The organism is Aurantibacter sp., assembly GCF_042094015.1.
In the GTDB taxonomy this organism is placed as follows: Bacteria; Bacteroidota; Bacteroidia; order Flavobacteriales; family Flavobacteriaceae; genus Aurantibacter.
In genome coordinates, this window is record NZ_JBELDZ010000011.1 from 1 (window position 1) to 21,720 (window position 21,720).

The 21,720-nt window shown below is 30.9% G+C and carries 20 protein-coding genes and 1 pseudogene; 10 read left to right on the top strand and 11 right to left on the bottom strand.

What is annotated here, in order from left to right; translation table 11 throughout:
- Positions 1-599 (bottom strand): annotated as a pseudogene (locus ACFDSN_RS02930) (SPOR domain-containing protein); the annotation flags it as partial.
- Between the two features lie 106 nt (positions 600-705).
- On the opposite strand from ACFDSN_RS02930, the gene dprA reads away from it, so the two are divergent.
- Positions 706-1,809 (top strand): DNA-processing protein DprA, encoded by a 1,104-nt coding sequence (gene dprA / locus ACFDSN_RS02935; RefSeq protein WP_375238331.1) that lies wholly within the window; start codon positions 706-708, stop codon positions 1,807-1,809.
- On the opposite strand, the gene trpS is transcribed toward dprA, so the two are convergent.
- Entirely contained in the window at positions 1,806-2,774 is a 969-nt protein-coding gene (gene trpS / locus ACFDSN_RS02940; RefSeq protein ID WP_375238332.1) for a tryptophan--tRNA ligase, read from the bottom strand. The genes dprA and trpS overlap by 4 nt on opposite strands.
- Before the next feature lie 87 nt (positions 2,775-2,861).
- Here trpS and ACFDSN_RS02945 point away from each other — a divergent pair, with 87 nt between their 5' ends.
- A complete protein-coding gene (locus tag ACFDSN_RS02945) occupies positions 2,862-3,605 on the top strand; it encodes a lysophospholipid acyltransferase family protein (RefSeq protein WP_375238333.1) in 744 nt (247 codons plus the stop codon).
- Between the two features lie 34 nt (positions 3,606-3,639).
- Here ACFDSN_RS02945 and accC read toward each other — a convergent pair whose 3' ends face one another.
- From accC to pdxA, 6 genes are all read right to left on the bottom strand, one after another.
- Positions 3,640-4,986, bottom strand: a complete 1,347-nt coding sequence (gene accC, locus ACFDSN_RS02950; RefSeq protein ID WP_375238334.1) for an acetyl-CoA carboxylase biotin carboxylase subunit — start codon at positions 4,984-4,986, stop codon at positions 3,640-3,642.
- Positions 4,987-5,074: 88 nt separating this feature from the next.
- Positions 5,075-5,566, bottom strand: a complete 492-nt coding sequence (accB, locus tag ACFDSN_RS02955; protein WP_375238335.1) for an acetyl-CoA carboxylase biotin carboxyl carrier protein — start codon at positions 5,564-5,566, stop codon at positions 5,075-5,077.
- A gap of 23 nt (positions 5,567-5,589) precedes the next feature.
- Positions 5,590-6,588, bottom strand: coding sequence for a beta-ketoacyl-ACP synthase III (locus ACFDSN_RS02960; RefSeq protein WP_375238336.1), 999 nt, complete (start codon positions 6,586-6,588; stop codon positions 5,590-5,592).
- Positions 6,589-6,730: 142 nt separating this feature from the next.
- Entirely contained in the window at positions 6,731-6,934 is a 204-nt protein-coding gene (gene rpmF, locus ACFDSN_RS02965) for a 50S ribosomal protein L32 (RefSeq protein ID WP_375238337.1), read from the bottom strand.
- 9 nt (positions 6,935-6,943) lie between these two features.
- On the bottom strand, positions 6,944-7,483 hold the full coding sequence (locus ACFDSN_RS02970) for a DUF177 domain-containing protein (protein WP_375238338.1): 540 nt from the start codon (positions 7,481-7,483) through the stop codon (positions 6,944-6,946).
- 74 nt (positions 7,484-7,557) lie between these two features.
- A complete protein-coding gene (gene pdxA / locus ACFDSN_RS02975) occupies positions 7,558-8,604 on the bottom strand; it encodes a 4-hydroxythreonine-4-phosphate dehydrogenase PdxA (protein WP_375238339.1) in 1,047 nt (348 codons plus the stop codon).
- 65 nt (positions 8,605-8,669) lie between these two features.
- Between pdxA and ACFDSN_RS02980 the strand changes: the two genes are divergently transcribed.
- Positions 8,670-9,257 (top strand): riboflavin synthase, encoded by a 588-nt coding sequence (locus ACFDSN_RS02980; protein WP_375238340.1) that lies wholly within the window; start codon positions 8,670-8,672, stop codon positions 9,255-9,257.
- Here ACFDSN_RS02980 and ACFDSN_RS02985 read toward each other — a convergent pair.
- On the bottom strand, positions 9,254-9,457 hold the full coding sequence (locus ACFDSN_RS02985) for a hypothetical protein (protein WP_375238341.1): 204 nt from the start codon (positions 9,455-9,457) through the stop codon (positions 9,254-9,256). The genes ACFDSN_RS02980 and ACFDSN_RS02985 overlap by 4 nt on opposite strands.
- Positions 9,458-9,609: 152 nt before the next feature.
- Positions 9,610-10,200, bottom strand: a complete 591-nt coding sequence (locus ACFDSN_RS02990; RefSeq protein WP_375238342.1) for a carboxymuconolactone decarboxylase family protein — start codon at positions 10,198-10,200, stop codon at positions 9,610-9,612.
- A gap of 117 nt (positions 10,201-10,317) precedes the next feature.
- Here ACFDSN_RS02990 and ACFDSN_RS02995 point away from each other — a divergent pair, with 117 nt between their 5' ends.
- From ACFDSN_RS02995 to ACFDSN_RS03010, 4 genes are all read left to right on the top strand, one after another.
- The gene (locus ACFDSN_RS02995; RefSeq protein WP_375238343.1) at positions 10,318-10,740 is read left to right on the top strand and encodes an OsmC family protein; all 423 of its coding nucleotides are present in this window, start codon (positions 10,318-10,320) and stop codon (positions 10,738-10,740) included.
- A gap of 24 nt (positions 10,741-10,764) precedes the next feature.
- Positions 10,765-12,459, top strand: a complete 1,695-nt coding sequence (recJ, locus tag ACFDSN_RS03000) for a single-stranded-DNA-specific exonuclease RecJ (RefSeq protein WP_375238344.1) — start codon at positions 10,765-10,767, stop codon at positions 12,457-12,459.
- Between the two features lie 30 nt (positions 12,460-12,489).
- Positions 12,490-13,593: an OmpA family protein gene (locus ACFDSN_RS03005; RefSeq protein WP_375238345.1), complete on the top strand. Its 1,104-nt coding sequence runs from the start codon at positions 12,490-12,492 to the stop codon at positions 13,591-13,593.
- Positions 13,594-13,713: 120 nt separating this feature from the next.
- Entirely contained in the window at positions 13,714-14,949 is a 1,236-nt protein-coding gene (locus ACFDSN_RS03010; RefSeq protein ID WP_375238346.1) for an MFS transporter, read from the top strand.
- A gap of 77 nt (positions 14,950-15,026) precedes the next feature.
- Here the strand turns inward: ACFDSN_RS03010 and ACFDSN_RS03015 are convergent, their stop codons facing one another.
- On the bottom strand, positions 15,027-15,638 hold the full coding sequence (locus ACFDSN_RS03015; RefSeq protein WP_375238347.1) for a superoxide dismutase: 612 nt from the start codon (positions 15,636-15,638) through the stop codon (positions 15,027-15,029).
- A gap of 143 nt (positions 15,639-15,781) precedes the next feature.
- Here ACFDSN_RS03015 and ACFDSN_RS03020 point away from each other — a divergent pair, with 143 nt between their 5' ends.
- From ACFDSN_RS03020 to ACFDSN_RS03030, 3 genes are all read left to right on the top strand, one after another.
- Entirely contained in the window at positions 15,782-18,922 is a 3,141-nt protein-coding gene (locus ACFDSN_RS03020) for a UvrD-helicase domain-containing protein (protein WP_375238348.1), read from the top strand.
- 32 nt (positions 18,923-18,954) lie between these two features.
- Positions 18,955-20,151: a glycine C-acetyltransferase gene (kbl, locus tag ACFDSN_RS03025; RefSeq protein WP_375238349.1), complete on the top strand. Its 1,197-nt coding sequence runs from the start codon at positions 18,955-18,957 to the stop codon at positions 20,149-20,151.
- A gap of 112 nt (positions 20,152-20,263) precedes the next feature.
- Positions 20,264-21,715, top strand: a complete 1,452-nt coding sequence (locus tag ACFDSN_RS03030; RefSeq protein ID WP_375238350.1) for an OmpA family protein — start codon at positions 20,264-20,266, stop codon at positions 21,713-21,715.
- The last annotated feature ends 5 nt before the right edge of the window (positions 21,716-21,720 follow it).

The window sequence follows — 21,720 nt, forward strand, 5'->3', positions numbered from 1 at the left end:
AAAATATTATGATTTTCAACTTGATCTAATTGATATTTAGAAAAAGTTAAACCAGATATTGTTAATGCAACTAAACCAATTGCTGCATATTTTAAATAAGTTTTGTAACCATTAGTTTTTTTAAGTATTGGTATAACAGGACTTTCAACAATAGTTGTTTCTTTATTAGAAACAACAACTCTATTTACGTTTGTTGATGTAAATTGAGACAATCCAAAAGATTCTGTTAAGTAATTTATACTATAATTAGGTGTAAAATCTATTTTAGATAAAGTATTAAGAGTTAACTCTCCTATATTCTCAAAGTAAAGTACATCACCTTCAATTAAAGCAGATTTAAACCGTTGTACTTGCTTGCTAATTTTTTGGTTAGCAGCCTCAAATGGAATTTGCTCTACATCAGCAATATATCGAGCTAATAAACCATCATTGTTTTTTATTTGCTCGTTGAATAATAACGCCTTTTTAGGCGCAAAGAATGTGTTGTTGGTTGTATTAATTTCCGCTGAAACTCGTTGTGTTATAAAAGCACCAAATTCTGGTACTATTACGCAGTCGTATCTATATAATAAATCAGCTATGTAGTTCTGTAATTGCATCTATACAAAGTTAGACTTTTTTAAAAAAGATTAAAATTTCTTGTATATTAGTTATCAACACAAGGCCTTATTTTTTGCTTTGCGCTTCAAAATCAATCACCTATCTATGAAAAAAAATGAGCTTTTACATGCTTTAGCCTTACAACACGTATCTAAAATAGGAGATATTACCTCTAAAAAACTCATTTCACATTGTGGTTCTGCTGAAGCTGTGTTTAAAGAAAAGACTTCAAATCTTTTAAAAATTGATGGTATAGGTTCTGTCACTATAAGTGATTTGCATAAATCAAACCATATAGAAGCTGCTGAAAAAGAACTGCGTTTTATTGAAGAAAATAGTATTGCAGCTTTTTATTTTACAGATGAAGCTTATCCAGATAAGTTAAAGCATTGTATTGATGCACCATTAGTGTTATTTCAAAGAGGAAATGTAAACCTAAAACAACAACGCATTATCAGTATTGTTGGCGCAAGAAAAATTACCACAGCAGGAATAGCTTTTTGTGAGCGTTTAGTTGAAGAATTAGCGATTTACAATCCTGTAATTATTTCTGGTTTTGCTTATGGAACGGATATTACAGCACATAAGTCTGCTATAAAACATAACCTACAGACTGTAGGTTGCTTAGCGCATGGTTTAAATCAAATCTATCCTAAAGTACATAAAAAGTATATGGTAGATGTTGAGAAAAATGGTGGATTCTTAACCGATTTTTGGAGTAGTGCTACTTTTGATAGAAATAATTTTTTAAAACGAAATCGAATTATTGCAGGTATAAGCGAAACAACTATTGTTATAGAATCTGCAGAAAAAGGCGGAAGCCTTGTAACTGCAGATATTGCTAATTCTTATAATATAGATGTATTTGCAGTTCCTGGACGCGTTACAGATTCCCAAAGTGTAGGTTGTAATAATTTAATAAAACAGAATAAAGCGCATTTATTATCTACACCATTAGATGTGCCTTATATTTTGAATTGGCAGTTAGAGGAGCTACAAAAGCCCGTAATACAAAAACAACTTTTTGTAGAATTAACTAAAGAAGAGCAAGTCGTTTACAACTTTTTAAAAACGAAGAACAAAGAATTATTAGATGTAATTGCTATAGAATGCAAAATGCTAACCTATAAATTAGCTGGCATTTTAATTACTATGGAACTAAAAGGTGTGGTTAGACCTTTACCCGGTAAATTGTTTGAGGTGATTTAATAACCTAATTTCTTTCTAACACGTTTAATTACACCATTACACACTAAACTTGCTTTGTTAGCTCCAATACTTAAAGCATCGTCAATTTCATTAAGATTATCCATATAATGATTATAGCGTTCGCGTTGAGTTTCAAACTTAGTTAAAATTAGCTCATATAAAGCTTGTTTTGCATGTCCGTACCCGTAATTTCCATTTTCGTAATTGGCTTTCATACCTGTAACTTCTGCTTCAGAAGCTAATAAACTATATAAAGCAAAACAGTTACATGTTTTCCATTCTTTCGGATCTTCTAATGGTGTGCTATCTGTAGCAATACCCATTATTTGTTTACGTAATTTTTTCTCCGGTAAAAATATGTCAATAAAATTATTTTTACTCTTACTCATTTTAGAACCATCGGTTCCAGGAATTAATTTTGTTTCTTCTTGTATTTTAGCATCTGGCAACACAAAAGTATCGCCTAATTTTGCGTGAAAACGAGAAGCCACATCACGTGTCATCTCTATATGCTGTAATTGATCTTTACCTACAGGAATAATTTCAGCATCGTAAGCTAAAATATCTGCCGCCATAAGCATTGGATAAGAAAATAAACCACAATTTACATCTTCTAACCTATCTGCTTTATCTTTAAAACTATGTGCTAATGTTAAACGCTGGTATGGGAAGAAACAGCTTAAATACCAAGTTAATTCTGTTACTTGGGGAATATCACTTTGCCTATAAAAAACAGTTTTATCAATATCTAAACCAAAAGCAAGCCAAACTGCAGCCGTAGAATACGTGTTTTGTCTTAACGTTTCCGCATCTTTTATCTGAGTTAAAGAATGCATATCTGCAATAAACAAGAACGATTCGTTTGCTGGATTATTTGCCATATCTATGGCTGGAATTAATGCACCTAAAATGTTTCCTAAATGTGGTGTTCCTGTACTTTGTATTCCGGTAAGTATTCTTGACATAATATTTATTTATACCTAGCAAAGGTAAATGAAAACAATAAAAAGATTAAAATTAATTGTCGATAAAATTAATTAGATTTGAAACTTATGAAAGTACTTAAATATCCGTTTTGGCTTCTTTATCGTATTTGGTTTTATGTGGTTATGGCAATTCCAATTTTAGTAATGTTTCCTTTGCTATTTATCTCTATACTTAAAGAAGCTTGGTATCCATTCTTTTTTAAATTAGCACAAATTTGGGCGCGATTTATCCTGGTTTTTATGGGCTTTAAAACTAAAATAACTAAAGAGGAAACTACAGATATTTCTAAGAGTTATATGTTTATTGCAAACCATACTTCTATGACGGATATTATGCTAATGCTAATAGCTGTTAAAAACCCTTTTGTATTTGTTGGTAAAGCTGAGTTGGCTAAAATTCCGCTTTTTGGTTTTTTCTATAAAAGAACGTGTATTTTAGTAGATCGGAATAATTCTAAAAGCCGACAAGCTGTTTTTTCTAGAGCACAAGAACGTTTAAAACAAGGCTTAAGTATTTGTATTTTCCCAGAAGGTTTAGTTCCTGAAGAACATATAGATTTAGCTGAATTTAAAGATGGTGCATTTAGGTTAGCAATAAATCATCAAATACCAATTGTGCCTTTAACATTTTATGACAACAAAAAACGTTTTTCTTATACTTTTTTTAGTGGTTCACCAGGAAGAATGAAAGTAAAAATGCATAGGTTTATCTCTACAGTAAGTTTAGAGTCTAAAGAAGATATTATTACTCTTCGAGAACAATCTAGAAGCGTTATTTATAATGAATTAATTAAAAAAAAAGCCCAATAAAAAATTAGTTTTTTATTGGGCTTTTTTTAAATGATTAATCTTCTTTTTGAATTACAAAATCTTCCATAAATTTAGTAGTGTAATTTCCAGAAATATAATCAGGATGTTCCATTAATTGTCTATGGAAAGGAATAGTAGTTTTAATTCCTTCGATAACGAACTCATCTAAAGCACGTTTCATTTTACTAATAGCCTCTTCTCTAGATTGTGCTGTAGTGATTAACTTAGCAATCATAGAATCGTAATTAGGAGGAATAGAATAACCTGCATAAACATGTGTATCTAAACGAACACCATGTCCGCCTGGTGCGTGTAATGTTGTGATTTTCCCTGGTGAAGGTCTAAAATCGTTAAAAGGATCTTCAGCATTTATTCTACACTCTATAGAGTGTAATTGTGGTAAATAGTTTTTACCTGTAATTTTAACACCTGCGGCAACTAAAATCTGTTCACGGATTAAGTCAAAGTCTATAACTTGTTCTGTAATTGGATGTTCTACCTGAATACGTGTATTCATTTCCATAAAGTAGAAATTTCTATGCTTATCTACTAGAAATTCCACTGTACCAGCACCTTCATATTTAATAAATTCTGATGCTTTGACTGCAGCTTCCCCCATTCTTTTACGTAAATCATCAGTCATAAATGGTGAAGGCACCTCTTCTGTTAATTTTTGATGACGACGTTGTACTGAACAATCTCGTTCAGATAAATGACATGCTTTTCCAGATGAATCTCCGACAATTTGTATTTCTATATGTCGTGGCTCCTCAATTAGCTTTTCCATATACATATCATCATTTCCAAAAGCAGCTTTAGATTCTGCACGAGCAGATTCCCAAGCGTTTTGTAAATCTTCTTCTTTCCAAACCGCACGCATTCCTTTTCCACCACCACCAGCAGAAGCTTTTAGCATAACTGGATAACCGGTTTCTAAAGCAACTTTTTTACAATCTTCAAAAGTTTCAATAACTCCTTCACTTCCTGGTACACAAGGTACTCCGGCAGAAATCATTGTAGACTTGGCATTTGCTTTATCTCCCATGCGGTCTATCATCTCTGCTGAAGCACCAATAAATTTTATATCGTGTTCAGTACAAATTTTAGAAAACTTTGCATTTTCTGATAAAAAGCCATAGCCTGGGTGAATCGCATCCGCATTAGTAATTTCTGCTGCTGCAATAATATTAGGTATTTTTAGGTAAGATTCATTACTTGGCGCTGGTCCAATGCAAACTGCTTCATCAGCAAATTTCACATGTAAGCTTTCTGCGTCCGCTGTTGAATAAACCGCGACAGTTTTGATTCCCATTTCTTTACATGTACGAATTACACGTAAAGCAATTTCACCTCTATTTGCAATTAATATTTTTTTAAACATAGCTCTAAGTTTAAGGTTTTAAAAGTTTAAAGTGAAATTCACATCAAATTTAAGAGATTATAAATTTCAAAAAAGATTAAACTTTAACCTAAGATGGGTCTACTAAAAATAATGGTTGGTCAAATTCTACTGGAGAAGAATCATCTACTAATATTTTAACAACTTTACCTGAAACTTCAGATTCAATTTCGTTAAATAATTTCATAGCTTCAATAATACAAAGAACATCTCCTTCTGCTATAGTTTGACCAACTTCAACAAATAATGGCTTATCTGGAGATGGTTTTCTATAAAAAGTTCCAATAATTGGAGATTTTACTGTAATAAATTTTGAATCTTCATTTTCTTCAGTTTTTACACCATCAGTTGCTGGTGGTGCAGCTGCAGGCATTGCTGCAGGAACTCCTGTTTGCGGCATTGCCATTTGTGGCATACTCATTGGCATTTGCTGCACAAAAGTAGTTTCAGTTTCTGAACCAGTTTTAATGGTTATTTTAACATCGTCTGTTTCAAGTTTAACTTCACTTGCACCAGATTTTGCAACGAATTTAATTAAGTTTTGAATGTCTTTTAAATCCATAATATTTATTTGTTAGTTTTTTGTTAGTTAGAATTATAAGCCCACTTTAAATAAATTGAGCCCCATGTGAAACCGCCTCCAAAAGCAGCAAATATTAAGTTGTCTCCTTTTTTAAGGTTTTTTTCAAAATCAAATAATAGCAAAGGTAAGGTAGCTGAAGTTGTATTTCCATATCTATGTATGTTTTTTAACACTTTTTCTTCAGGTAATTTCATTCTGTTGGATGCAGCATCTATAATCCTTAGATTTGCTTGGTGAGGAACTAGCCAGTCAACATCTTCACCGGTAAGGTTGTTTCTTTCTAATATTTTAGAGCAAGCATCTGACATTTTTGACACGGCATATTTAAATACTGTTTTGCCCTCTTGATGAACGAAATGTTTTCCTTCATCTATAGTTTTATGAGAAGCTGGTAATATTGATCCTCCAGCATCAATCTTTAAGAATTCTCTTCCAACTCCATCACTTCTTAAGTATTCATCTTGTAATCCTAAACCTTCTTGATTGGGTTCCAATAATACAGCTCCTGCTCCATCGCCAAAAATAATACAAGTAGCTCTATCTGTATAGTCTATAATAGAAGACATTTTATCTGCACCGATAACTAGAATTTTTTTATAACGCTTCGATTCTATAAAACTTGCTGCGGTTGATAACGCATATAAAAAACTTGAGCAAGCAGCTTGTAAATCATAAGAAAAAGCATTTACTGCACCTATTTTGGTTGCTGTATATGCAGCTGTTGAAGCTACTGGAATATCAGGAGTGGTTGTAGCTACAATTACTAATTCTATCTCTTTTGGATTAATATTTTTTTTCGCTATTAAATCTTCTGCAGCTTTAATAGCCATATAAGAAGTTCCTTCGTTTTCGTTTTTAAGAATACGTCGTTCTTTAATACCAGTTCTGGATGTAATCCATTCATCATTAGTATCAACCATACCTTCTAACACTTTATTAGAAAGTATAAAATCTGGAACATAACCGCCAACAGCAGTAATTGCTGCGCTAATTTTACTCATAATTAAGGTTGTTTAATCTTATAAAGATTGTAATTTGTTTTAGATTGTAAAACAATGCAAAATAAGGTGTTTTTAACGTACATAAAAATTAATAACAAAAAAAACGCTCACAATGGAGCGTTTTTGTATGCGCGCATAATAGTTATGCTACGTTTTCTTCTGTAACAGAGTTGTCAATTAAAACTTGACCTCTGTGGTATAATTTACCTTCGAACCAGTGAGCTCTGTGATAAAGGTGAGCTTCTCCTGTTGTTGGGCAAGTTGCAACTTGTGGCGCTGTTGCTTTGTAATGTGTTCTTCTTTTATCTCTTCTTGTTCTTGAGATTTTTCTTTTAGGATGTGCCATTTTATATTTTTATTTATCCGTTAATAGTTTTTTTAAAGAGTCCCATCTTGGGTCTGTACTTTCTTCTTCTTCCTTAATGTCTTTTAATTTAGGGCTAAGTTCTTCTAATTTAATTAATATTTCTGATTTTAAACTTCCATCTTCTATTCCTGGGTGTACTCGCTTTGTTGGTAATGCTAAAACAATTAATTCGTAAACATATTGTTTTATATCAATTTCGTATTCTCCATGTGGTAGAATTAAAATATCGATATTTTCGTCATTAAATTCTTCACCAAAGTTAACCACTAAATCAAATTCGTTTTCAATTTCTTGATTAAATGGTTCGTTTGTAACGTCACAATTCAAATTTACAAGACCTTGAGCTTTAAAATTTAATTCTAAAAAAGTGGATTTCTTTTCTAAAAGTAAATCTACTTTTACTCTAGCGTTATTAAAATCATCATATTCAAAAAAATGTAAGAACGTATTGTCTATTTCAAAATCAAAAAGATGCTTTCCAGCTTTTAATCCCACAAATGGAATAGTAAATTCTTTTAAATGCTTCATTATCACATCTATTTTGAGCCTGCAAATATATACTTATTATCTTTTAATAAAAAGATTTATAAACAATTTTTTGTTTATATCTTTCTCTTGTTACTTTTTAAAGGGTTTTGACTAAGCTCTGAATATAATTTTCTGTTTTTAAATAACTTAATACCTTCAAAAATGGCTTCATTAAACGAATTTATGTTTGCTATACCTTTTCCAGCTATTTCATATGCTGTTCCATGGTCTGGAGATGTTCTTATTTTACTTAAACCTGCTGTAAAATTAACGCCTTCACCAAATGAAAGTGTTTTAAATGGAATTAAACCTTGATCATGGTAAGTTGCAATTATTGCATCGAAAGTTTTATATGTGTCTGAACCAAAAAAACTGTCTGCAGAATAAGGCCCATAAACTAATTTCCCACTATCTTTAATTTTAATTAAGGTTGGCCTAAGAATTACATCATCTTCTTCTCCAATCACACCGTTGTCACCTGTATGAGGGTTTAATCCTAATACAGCAATTTTAGGTTTTGAAATTCCAAAATCTTGAACTAAAGTTTTATGAATGGTATCTATTTTTGAAATAATTAAATCAGGAGTGATTTTTGTTGCTACATTTTTAATTGCTACGTGATCAGTTAAAAGCCCTACTCTTAAATTTCCTGCCGTTAAAAGCATTAAACTATCTCCTTCTAGCTCTTGGTTTAAATAATCTGTATGACCTGGAAAATTAAATTCTTCAGATTGAATATTATGTTTGTTTATTGGAGCTGTAACTAAAACATCTATTAAGTCATCCTTCAAGGCTTTAGTGGCTTTTGTGAATGATTCAATCGCTATTTTACCAATTTTAGGGTTTTCTTCTCCAAAACTGATAGTAAAATCGTTGGAGTAGGTTTCGAATACATTAACCTTGTTTGGTGCTAATTTCTCTAAATCTTTTGTAAAATTAAAATGGGTATTTAAGTTTAAATGGTTTTTTACATAATTTACTGATTTTTGAGAGCCAAAAATCACAGGAGTACAAAAATCAAACATTCTTGCGTCTTGAAAAATACGTAAAATAATTTCTAACCCGATCCCATTTAAATCCCCAACAGATAATCCTAAAACAACTTTTTTTATGTTATTCATTCCTCTTCTAACTAATGTTTGTAAATTTACCAAAGCAAATTTAACGAATTAAAATAGCAAAATAGATGTTTACAGGTATAATTGAAACTCTTGGGGAAGTAACAGCTTTAAATGTTGAAGAATCTAACTTGCATATTGATGTAAAATCTAACATTACCAGCCAATTAAAAATTGACCAAAGTGTTTCTCATAATGGAGTTTGTTTGACAGTTGTGGCTATTAATGAAGATGTTTATACCGTTACAGCAATTAATGAGACTTTACAAAAAACAAACATTAGTAGTTTAAAAGTAGGTGATATTGTTAATTTAGAACGCGCTATGAAATTAGGCGCAAGATTAGATGGACATATTGTTCAAGGTCACGTGGATCAAACAGCTATTTGTGAAGAAATATTAAAGCAGAATGGTAGTTGGATTTACACATTTAAATATAATGAAGATTTAAAGAACTTAACTATAGAAAAAGGATCTATTACAGTAAACGGAACAAGTTTAACGGTAGTAAACTCTTTAAAAAATAAATTTAGTGTAGCAATAATTCCTTATACTTATCAAAACACAGTTTTTAAAACTCTTAAAACCGGAACAATAGTAAATTTGGAATTTGATGTTATTGGGAAATATGTAAAAAGATTAACGGAAGTATATTAAGAATTACTTTTTTTAATCTTTTTATAGATAAAATGACTTCCAAAGGCCAATCCAACAGCTAATAGTATTAAAATATTATTATCAATTGGAACTCCTGGCAACACAATAGGTAATGGCGGCGGCGGTGGTGTAACTTGCGCCATTGCTGTACTACTTATAAAAATAAGTAGGATAAAAGTAATGTATTTTAATCTTCCCATAGTTCGGACTAATTGAAACGTAAAATTAAAAAAAAATACCTAGTATCAAAGTAATACAACAAAAAATATAATTTTTTCTTAAAAAAGAGATAAATAATACCATAAAGTCACTAAAAACCATTCTTGTGACTTTATGGTGTTATTAACTTAATTTAAACGTGTTTTCCAACTTCAAAACCATGTTTGCCTAAGAATTGATTACCACTTTCTATTGCGTCATCTTCTAAAGTTGTCCCCATAGAGTCATTCCAACGGTTTAAATAACCAAATAAAGAAATTACCCCTAACATTTCTACAATTTCACCTTCAGTCCAATGTTCGTGTAAACGTTTTTGAATATTTGTATCTACTGCATTAGGAACCTGGCTTGCTGCCAAGCTAAAATCTAAGGCGGCACGTTCTGCTTCATTAAAAGCAGAATGCGTTCTGTATTCCCAAATATTATCTAATTGTTCTTGTTCAGCGCCATAACGTTCTGCAGCTCTAATTGCATGAGCTTGACAATACCTACAACCTGTTGCGTTACTGCTAACCCAAGCAATCATTCTTTTTAAAGCAGAAGTTACTTTGCCTTCATTTACCATTACCGCTTTATTTAAGTTTATAAAGGCTTTACTAATAGCTGGTCTACGTTGCATTGTTAAAACCGAATTTGGACAAAACCCTAAAGTCTCATTAAAAAAGTCCGCTAATTCTTTAGTTTCTGGATCATGTTCTGCGCTTAATGGTGTTACTAATGGCATTTTGTTATATTTTTAAAGTTATAAATAGTATTTTTGATATGATAAGTCGAAACTATTTAAGTTTCCTTAACGTTTCAACTAAATAATACGCACAAGTAACAAAATATTTTATAAAATATGACAAATAAAATTACAACAACCTGGTTAGGTAATATGAAATTTGAAAGTACTAATCCATCTGGACAAAATCTTTTTATTGATGCAGGCGAAGAAAATGGAGGAAATAACGAAGGTTATAGACCTAAGGCTTTAATGCTTTCTGGTTTAGCTGGTTGTGCAGGTTTAGATGTGGCGTCATTAATTAAGAAAATGAAATTAGATGTAAATTCTTTTAAAATTGAAATTGAAGCGGATTTAACAGAAGAACATCCAAAATATTACGATAAAGTTTCTATGGATTTTCATTTTTATGGAGATAATTTAGATGAAAAGAAGCTACAAAAAACAGTTGATTTATCTGCTGAAAAATACTGTGGTGTTTTAGAAATGTTTCGTCAGTTTGCAGAAGTTAGTATTAATTCGTTTCTTCATAAGAAATAATTTTAATTTACTTAATTAGATATAATGCGTTGGACGCTAAGACCTAAACCTGAACAAAAAAAAATTAATCATTTAAAAGATACCTTAAATGTAGACAGTACTATTGCATCGCTTTTAATACAAAGAGGTATTGAAGATTTTGATACTGCTAAAGATTTTTTTAGACCAAGTTTAGATCATCTACATAATCCTTTTTTAATGAAGGATATGCAAAAAGCAGTAGATAGAATAGGAACTGCTTTAAAAAACAACGAACGGATTTTAGTGTTTGGAGATTACGATGTAGATGGAACCACATCTGTGGCGTTAATGTCAAGTTATTTAAAAACGCATTCCGAAAATATTTCAAGCTATATTCCAGATCGTTACTTAGAAGGCTATGGCGTTTCTTACAAAGGAATTGATTTTGCTCATGATAACGATTTCTCCTTGATTATAGCTTTAGATTGTGGTGTAAAAGCAGTAGATAAAGTATTGTATGCTAAAGAAAAAGGTGTAGATTTTATTATATGTGATCATCATAGACCTGGAAATATAATTCCAAATGCAGTTGCTGTTTTAGACCCAAAACAAGAAGACTGTAATTACCCTTATAATGAGCTTTGTGGTTGTGGTGTTGGTTTTAAATTAATCCAAGCTATAGCATCTACTAAAGGAGAAACAATAGAAGATTTAACTCCATATTTAGATTTAGTTGCCACAGCAATAGGTGCAGATATTGTTCCTATTACAGGGGAAAATAGAGTTTTGGCTTATTTTGGAATGCAGGTTATTAATCAGAATCCCAGAGCTGGTTTTAAAGCTATAATAAATCAGATTAAAAAAGAAGCTTTAACAATTACAGATGTAGTTTTTGTTATTGCTCCAAGAATTAATGCAGCAGGTAGAATGAAACACGGCATTTATGCTGTGGATTTATTAACACAAACCAATGTAGAATTAGCAGAGCAATACGCGCAAGAAATAGAAACTTTTAATACAGATAGACGTGAGGCAGACAAACAAATTACTATTGAAGCTTTACAGCAAATTGAAGAACAAAAAGAACAGAAACATTTTACTTCTGTTGTTTATAACCAAAACTGGCATAAAGGTGTTATTGGCATTGTCGCTTCTAGATTAATAGAAACCTATTATAGACCAACTTTAGTTTTTACTAAAAGTGGCGATTATTTAGCGGCATCAGCGCGATCGGTTTCTGGGTTCGATGTTTATAATGCTCTGGAAGCTTGTAGTGAATATATTGAACAGTTTGGAGGACATAAATATGCTGCAGGTTTGACCTTGAAAGAAGAAAATTATCAAGTATTTAAAGATGCTTTTGAAGCCGAAGTTGGAAAAACAATTCCGAAAAATTTATTGTTACCAGAAATTAAAGTCGATGCTAATTTACAGTTAGACCAAGTCAACGATAAATTAATGCGCATCTTAAAACAATTTTCGCCATTTGGACCAGGAAATATGTCGCCAATATTTATGAGCGAAAATTTACAGGATACTGGTTATGGAAAATGCGTTGGCGAAGATGACAAACATCTTAGAATTACCGTGAAACAGCAAAACAACAATAACAAGTTGGTTTGTATAGGTTTTGGTTTAGGCGACAAATTACCATTAATTAAAAATAAAAATACATTTAAAAGTGTTTTTTCAGTCGATGAAAACGAATGGAAAGGAAATATAAGTTTACAATTAAAACTTAGAGACATTAAAGAATAAATCAATCTTTTAAGCTTTACTATATTTTATATGAAATATTTATTAGTCATTATTTTATTATTTATTAATCTAGTTAGTGCTCAAAACTTAGTAAAAAATGGAAGTTTTGAATCTAGTAAAAAAGGACCTTGGACCTATGGAGATTTTCATAATAATGTTCTTTTTTGGAACAGTCCAAGTTTAGGTACTCCTGATTTATTTAGTTCGGATAGTAAAAAAATGAATACTGTAAATTACCGTGGTAAACAAAAACCAAAAAATGGAAGTATGTATGCTGGAATTTATACATATACAATTAAAGATAATAGTGATTATAGAGAATATATTCAAAATGAATTAAAACAAACACTTAAAGAAAAGCATATCTATAAAATTTCGTTTTACTTAAGCTTAGCCGAAACATCAACACATATTTCCAAAGATATTCAGCTTGTTTTTTCGAATAAAAAAGTTGGAAATACAGTAAAAGCATCTGCCATATTTACGCAACCTACAACACCTAAAAAAATGACTCACGGTTGTATTAATTTAAAAGACGAAGAAGAAACTCAAACCATTTTAATACCATTTTTTGAACAAACATTACTAAGTTACGATTGGATAAAAGTAGAACTAGAATACGAAGCACTGGGTTTTGAATCCTTTTTTACCATTGGTAATTTTAAAACTAATGTAAATACTACTATAAAACCATTAAAAACTGTAGATGTAAATCCATTTACTTATTTTTATTTAGACGATTTTTCAATAACTGAAATTGGAGTTGTACCAGAAAATATTTTTCAACCCGAAAAAACCTACACTTTTAGTAATGTGCTGTTCGATTTTGATAAAGCCATTTTATTAGATTCTTCTATTGAGGAATTGGACAAATTAGCATTTCATTTAAAAACAAATAACAATCTTAATATAGAAATTTACGGACATACAGATAATGATGGTTTGGAAACTAGAAATAAACAATTATCCTTACAACGCGCAAAAGCAGTATCAGATTACTTAATTTATAAAGGCTTAGATAAAACTAGAATAAAATGGTTTGGATTTGGAGCAGAGCAACCTGTGGTAGAAAATAACACAGAAGAAAACAAAGCTATTAATAGACGTGTGAATTTTAAACTAATTAATAATTAATACTTTAGTATTGTGTAGTTTAATGTAGTCGAAATCTAATTAGTTTAATGAAAGTAACTACAGTTTTAAAAGAATTCTATAAGTTAAAACCATTATTTTTGTAGGAAAGTAAATTTTTAAATGCAAAAAAACGATCCATATCAAGCGCTTCGGTTTAAAGAATTTAATACGTTTTTAATTGTTAGGTTTGCTTTAGTTTTAGCTTGGTCTATGCAGTTTGTAGCTATAGAATGGCAAGTGTATAGTTTAACCAAAAACCCGTGGTCTTTAGGTTTAATTGGTTTAATGGAAGTTATTCCAGCAGTTTGTTTAGCTTTATTTGCAGGACATATTGTAGATCAAAAAGAAAAACGTAATCTTCTAATTAAATGTATTCTGGCTTTTTTTGTAATAAGTACAGGTTTGTTTTTAGTAACATTACCACAATACGCTAATAAAAGTAGTTTATATGTTATTTACATTTTAGTGTTTTGTGGCGGTTTGGTTAGAGCATTTATTAGTCCAACTATTTTTTCTTTATTGGCATTAGTAATCCCTAAAAAAGCGTATAGCAATGGTGCTACTTGGAGTAGTTCTACATGGCAAATGGCTTCGGTTTTAGGTCCGGCAATTGCTGGGTTTTCAATTTATAAAATTGGCGTGCATTGGTCTTTATGTTTAGTTGTTGGATTTTCAGTTTTAGCATTAATCGCTTTATTAAATATTAAAAAGAAACCTATACATAATCCTAAAATTGGTGAACCAATTTTTAAGAGTTTAAAAGAAGGTATTCGTTTTGTTAAAAATGAAAAAATTATTTTAGGTGCCATTACTTTAGATATGATTGCGGTACTTTTTGGTGGTGCAGTTGCGTTGCTACCAGTTTTTGCACAAGATATTTTAAAAGTAGGACCAGAAGGTTTTGGTGTTTTAAGAGCTGCTCCTGCAGTAGGCGCTTTTTTAACTATGATCTTTTCTGCCTATTTCCCTTTAAATAAAAACGCAGGTTATAAATTATTATCAGCTATTTTTGGATTTGGTGTTTGTATTATAGTTTTTGGAATGTCAAATATCTATTGGATTTCGGTATTAGCCTTATTTTTTAGTGGAGTAACCGATGGTGTTTCTATGGTAATAAGACAAACTATTATGCAATTAAAAACACCAGATGCTATGCGTGGTCGTGTTTCTTCTGTAGAAAGTATATTTACAGGTTCTTCTAACGAGCTTGGTGCTTTTGAAAGTGGTTTAACAGCTAAATTAATGGGAACAGTTTCTGCAGTAATTTTTGGAGGTTGTATGACTTTAGCTACTGTAGTAACAACTGGAATTGCTTTTCCAACATTAAGAAAGTTAGATTTAACGGATGAAGAATAACCTCTTCTTTTGAATTAAGACATAAAAAAACTCAAAACTTATGTTTTGAGTTTTTTAATTTTTATAAAAACAACTAATTATTTAGTTGCTTCAGCGTAGCGTCTTTCAACTTCATTCCAGTTAATTACATTAAAGAAAGCTTCAATATAATCTGGTCTTCTGTTTTGGTAGTTTAAATAATAAGCATGTTCCCAAACATCTAATCCTAAAATTGGAGTTCCTTCACAAGCAACACCTGGCATTAATGGATTATCTTGATTTGGTGTAGAGCAAACAGAAACAGATCCATCTTTGTGTGCGCACAACCAAGCCCATCCAGAACCAAATTGTGTAGCTGCAGCTTTACTAAAGTCATCTTTAAAAGCATCAAAAGTTTTAAATTTAGATTCAATAGCATCTTTTAAAGCTCCAGATAAACGTCCTTTACCTTCAGGATTCATTACTGTCCAAAATAATGAATGGTTATAAAAACCACCACCATTATTTCTAACCGCTTTATTATTCATATCTAAGTTTCCTAAAATATCTTCAATAGGTTTTCCATCTAAATCTGTACCTTCAATAGCACCATTTAATTTAGTTGTATATCCATTATGATGCTTAGAATGGTGTATTTCCATTGTTTTTGCATCAATATTTGGTTCTAATGCGTTGTATGCGTATCCTAATTCTGGTAATTTAAAAGCCATAATTATATATTTTTTAGTTTAAAATCTAAAAACAAAATTAACTATTATTAATTGGATTAAAATAATTTTTTAATATTCTTTAACAAGTTAAATAGAGTTAAGGTCTATTTTAAGTACTTTTATAGTTGAAAATTAAGCCCTAAATGGAAACCAAAACGCCTTCAAGCTTTAAAATATATGATGCATCTGCAGGAAGCGGAAAAACATTTACTTTAGTAAAAGCATATTTAGGTCTTTTGTTAGCATCGAATAGTGATTTTACATATCAAAACATTTTAGCAATAACCTTTACCAATAAGGCAGTTGGAGAGATGAAAAAACGAATTATTGATACTTTAAAAAAGTTTTCTAATAACGTTATTTTAAATTCTGAAGATGTTATGTTTCTCTCACTTTGTAAAGAGTTAGAGCTGCCTAAAGAGCAAATCCAGAATCGGTCTAAAAGAATTCTAAATACTATTTTGCATAATTATGCTAGCTTTAATATTTCTACTATAGATGGTTTCAACCATAATTTAATTAGAACATTTGCACACGATTTAAAATTACCAGTCAATTTTCAGGTAGAATTGGATACTAAATTATTACTTCAAAAGGCAGTAGATGAGGTGATTTCTAAAGCAGGAATTAATCAAAGTTTAACCAAAACATTAATAGAATTTGCCTTAGAAAAAACCGACGATGATAAAAGCTGGGACATTTCTAAGGATTTATATGCTGTTGCAGATTTATTAACTAAAGAAAACCATTTAGAGCATTTAAAATCTTTAAAAGAAACTACTTTAGAAGATTTTTCTGCCTTTAAAAAAGAAACATTCACTAAAATAAAAGCTTATAAAACCACTATTGAAAACGAAGCTAAAACTGTTTTAAGTTTATTTAAATCTAAAGGGTTAACTGTTACAGATTTTACAAGAGGAACTGTTTTTAATCATTTTGTTAATGCTTTAGAACTAAAACAAGGAAGTGCTTATAGTGTAAAATCTAAATTAGAAGAGAATTTAATAGAAAGAAAAAATATTTATAAAGTTACAACTGCTCAAGATAAAAAAGATGTAATAGAACAAATTTTACCAAAACTATATGCATCGTTTTTAACGATTAAAACCAATTATTTTCAATATAAATTTCACAAAGCTATTTATAAAAATATAACACCATTATCGTTATTAAACGAGATTAATTTGGCATTAAATCTTATAAAATCGGAAGATAATAAAATGTTGATTTCGGAATTTAACACCATTATAAGTAACGAAATTAAGCATCAGCCAACACCATATATTTATGAGCGAATAGGTGAGAAATTCAAGCATTATTTTATAGACGAATTTCAAGATACATCTGAGTTGCAATGGGAAAACATTAAGCCTTTAATGGAAAACACATTAAGTGGCGAGAATCTTAACCAGGAAAAAGGAACCGCAATGATTGTTGGCGATGCTAAACAAGCCATTTACCGTTGGCGTGGTGGAAGAGCAGAGCAATTTTTAGGTTTAATTAACGAAGAGGAACCTTTTACAACACCAAAAGAAGTAATTAGGTTGGAGTCTAATTATAGAAGTCACGAAGCAATTATTAACTTTAATAATAATCTGTTTCAGTTTTTAGCCTCGCAAAGTGTCAATTTTAAAACATATTCTGATTTATATCAAAATGCTGCTCAGAAAATTATCTCTAAGCAAAAAGGTTCCGTTTCCGTGTCCTTTTTAGAATATAAGAATAAAGAAGAATCAAATACACTATATCCACTAGCTATTTTGGACTGTATAAAACAGAGTTTGTCTTTAAATTACAAGCTTCAGGATATTTGTATTTTAGTTAGAAAAAAGGATCAAGCAAAAACGATTGCTTCTTTCTTAGGCGAAAATGGAGTGAGGTTTACATCTTCGGACTCTTTATTGTTGACTAATGCAGATGAGGTTAATTTTATAAACGAATTACTTTGTTTTATCATTAAGCCAGACGACAGAAAAAACCTTTTAAAAGCGCTTCATTTTTTGGCCGAAAAATGGAATATAACAGATAAGCACGATTTTTTTGCAAGTTTTATTCATTTAGATGTTGAAGCATTTTTTAGCGCTCTTGTAGAATTTGGGATTCATTTCAACATTAAAAAAGAATTACAATTACCACTTTTCGATTTAGCAGAAAGTATAGTGAGACACTTTAAATTGGTAGATAAGAGTAATGCTTATATTCAATTTTATTTAGAATCTATTTTAGATTTCACTCAGAAAAAATCAAGTTCTATTTTAGAATATTTAGAATGGTTTGAGTTGAATAAAAAAAGCTTAAAAGTATCAACATCTGAAGATGCTGATGCGGTAAAAATAATGACGATTCATTCTTCTAAAGGTTTAGAGTTTCCAATTGTAATTTATCCCTATGTAGAAATGGATGTGTATAAGGACATAAAACCTCAAGAATGGGTAAATATGCCTCAAAATGAAGTAAATATTTCAGAATCGCTTTTAGATTACTCTAAAGATTTTGAAAATTATAACGGAGAAACTGCCCGTATTTATTCAGAACACAGAGCAAAACAAGAATTAGATCAGTTTAATGTGTTTTACGTAGCTTTAACAAGACCTGTAGAAAAGTTATTTATACTAACAAAAAAGAAAAAACCTACTAAATCTGATACATTTGAAGGTGTGCTGGCTCTGTATTTAGAATCCATTGGAGAAAACATAACAACTCAAGATGAATTTGTATTTGGAGATATTAATCAAGTTAATAAAGAAGTAGCAAAGTCAAAAACAGAAGAAGAACTCAATTTTGCAAGTAGTCCAAAAGAAGATCATCAAATCAATATAGTAACTAAGTCAGGTCAACTTTGGGACTCTACCCAAGAAGAAGCTATAGAAAAAGGGAATATTGTACATTTAATTTTGTCCAAAATAAATGTACCAGAAGATATTGATTCAGCTTTAAAATATTTTGTTCTTAAAAACGAAATTACTCTAGAGCAAGTAACAGAATTAAAACCTAATTTAATAAACGTTGTAAATCATCCAGAATTAAAACATTATTTTTCAAAAGATGTAAAAGGTTATAATGAAACAGATATTTTAATAAAAGGGAAATCAATTTTAAGACCTGACCGTTTTGTTGTTGAAAATGATAATGTAACAATATTGGATTATAAATCAGGTTTAAAGAATCCAAAATATAAAGAGCAGTTGTACGATTATAAAGACGCATTAGAAGAGTTAAATTACAAGGTCATTAAAATGCTACTTATTTATATAAACGAAACAATAACGATTGAAGAAGTCTAACAAAACACTTATTTTTACAAAAAATAAAACCTATGTATTCAAATATAAAAGAACACCTACAGAAAGAAATAGCCGAAATTAAAGACAGTGGTTTATTTAAAGAAGAACGTATTATTATATCGCCACAAGGTGCGGAAATAACGTTAAACACAGGAGAAACTGTTTTAAATTTTTGTGCAAATAACTATTTAGGACTGTCTTCTCATCCAGAAGTTGTTCAGGCAGCTAAAGATGCTATGGATACGCACGGTTTTGGAATGTCGTCAGTACGTTTTATATGCGGAACACAAGATATTCATAAAGATTTAGAAGCCAAAATTGCAGAATTTTATAGTACTGAAGACACTATTTTATATGCAGCAGCTTTTGATGCTAATGGAGGTGTTTTTGAACCACTTTTAGGAAAAGAAGATGCAATTATTTCAGACTCTTTAAATCATGCATCTATTATAGATGGTGTTCGTTTATGTAAAGCAGCTCGTTATAGATATCAAAATAATGACATGGCAGATTTAGAGCAACAATTAATTGATGCAAACAAAAAAGGAGCTCGTTTTAAAATTATAGTTACAGATGGTGTGTTTTCTATGGATGGCGTAGTTGCTAAGCTAGATGAGATTTGTGATTTAGCAGATAAATATGATGCAATGGTAATGATAGATGAGTGTCATGCTGCTGGTTTTATTGGTAAAACCGGACGTGGAACACTTGAAGAGAAAGGTGTTTTAGATCGTATAGATATTATCACAGGAACATTAGGTAAAGCGCTTGGTGGGGCTATGGGCGGATATACAACTGGTAAAAAAGAAATTATCGAGATGTTGCGACAACGTTCTCGACCTTACTTGTTCTCTAACTCCTTAGCGCCAGCAATTGTAGGTGCTTCTATAAAAGTTTTTGACTTATTATCTAACGATACTAGCTTAAGAGATAAAGTAGAATGGAATTCAAAATATTTCAAAAAACAAATGCAAGAAGCTGGTTTCGATATTGTTGGAGATGACTCTGCAATTATTCCAGTTATGCTTTATGATGCTAAATTGGCTCAAAATATGGCAAACCAATTATTAAAAGAAGGGATCTATGTAATAGGCTTTTTCTATCCGGTAGTTCCTAAAGAGAAAGCAAGAATACGAGTGCAGCTGTCTGCAGCACATACAAAAGAGCATCTTGATAAAGCTATAAATGCATTTATAAAAGTAGGTAAATCGTTGAATGTTATTAAGTAATAAATTTTAATTAACGTTAAATATGTAATATTTTTAACATTATGTTTTGTTAATAATAATTAACCACTTACTTTTGTTACCGATTAACACTTAAAATTAAAATTAATTGAATATGAGAAATCTTAACAGATTAGTATTAGCATTGTTGCTTATGGTAAGCTTTAGCAATGTTAACGCACAAGACGAAAACAATCCTTGGGCAATTTCATTTGGAGTTAACGCTGTAGATGTATTTCCTGTAGGTGAAGACGCTCCACAAGGAGATTACTTCCAAGAATTTTACAATGTAGAAGATCATTGGAGTATTTTACCTTCACTATCAACAATTTCTGTTTCAAAATACATAAAAAACAATTTTTCTGTAGAAGCAAGAGGATCTATTAACCAGATTACAAAGTGGGGTCAGTCTGAAGATAATACAACTGAGCCTAGTATTAAAGTTGGTGACTTAATGTATTATGCGTTAGATGGAAACGTAAGATACCATTTCTCTAAACTATTATCTAAACTAACTAAGTGTAATACTTTTGATCCTACATTAGGAATTGGTGGTGGTTATACTTGGATTGAAGAAGGAACTTACAATACATTTTCAACTGATGAAACTGCTAGTGATTTAGTTGGTGCAGGAACTGTAAATGCTTCAGTTGGATTAAACATTAACTTTACTGATCATTTAGGCTTATCTTTAGAGTCTAAATATAAGCACTCATTTGAAGATTATTTAACTTCTCATTTTCAACACACAGCAGCTGTAACTGTTAAATTTGGTGGTGCTGATGCAGATGGAGATGGAATTTATGACAAAGATGATGCGTGTCCAGAAGTTGCTGGTTTAGCTGAGTTTAATGGATGTCCTGATACTGATGGTGATGGAATCGAAGATAGTAAAGATACTTGTCCAAACGAAGCTGGTTTAGCTGAGTTTAATGGATGTCCTGATACTGATTCAGATGGTGTTTCTGATAATAATGATGCTTGCCCTACAATTGCAGGTTTAAAAGAATTAGCAGGTTGTCCAGATGCAGATGCAGATGGTGTTGCTGATAAAGATGATAAGTGTGTTGATGTAGCTGGACCAGCTGAAAATGGTGGTTGTCCTTGGCCTGATGCTGATGGAGATAGTGTTTTAGATAAAGATGATAAGTGTCCTACTGTTGCAGGAACTGTTGCAAACAACGGATGTCCTGAGCCAGTATTACCTTCAACAGAAGTAATTGAAAAGTTAAATAGCTATGCTAAAACAATTTTATTTACTTCAGGTAAAGCTAATTTTCAAAAAGCAACATTACCTGTTTTACAATCTATAACTGCTATTTTAAAAGAATATCCAGATGCTAACTTCACAATTGAAGGTCATACTGATTCTGTTGGTAGTGAAACTTTAAATCAGAGATTATCTGATACTAGAGCAAGTGCTGTAATGGGTTATTTAGTTGAAAACGGTATTGCTGCTGCTAGATTAAAAGCTGTTGGTTTTGGTGAGTCTAATCCAATTGATTCTAACAAGACTAGAGCTGGTAGAAAAAACAACAGACGTGTAGAGGTTAAGCTTGTAAAGTAAGTTTA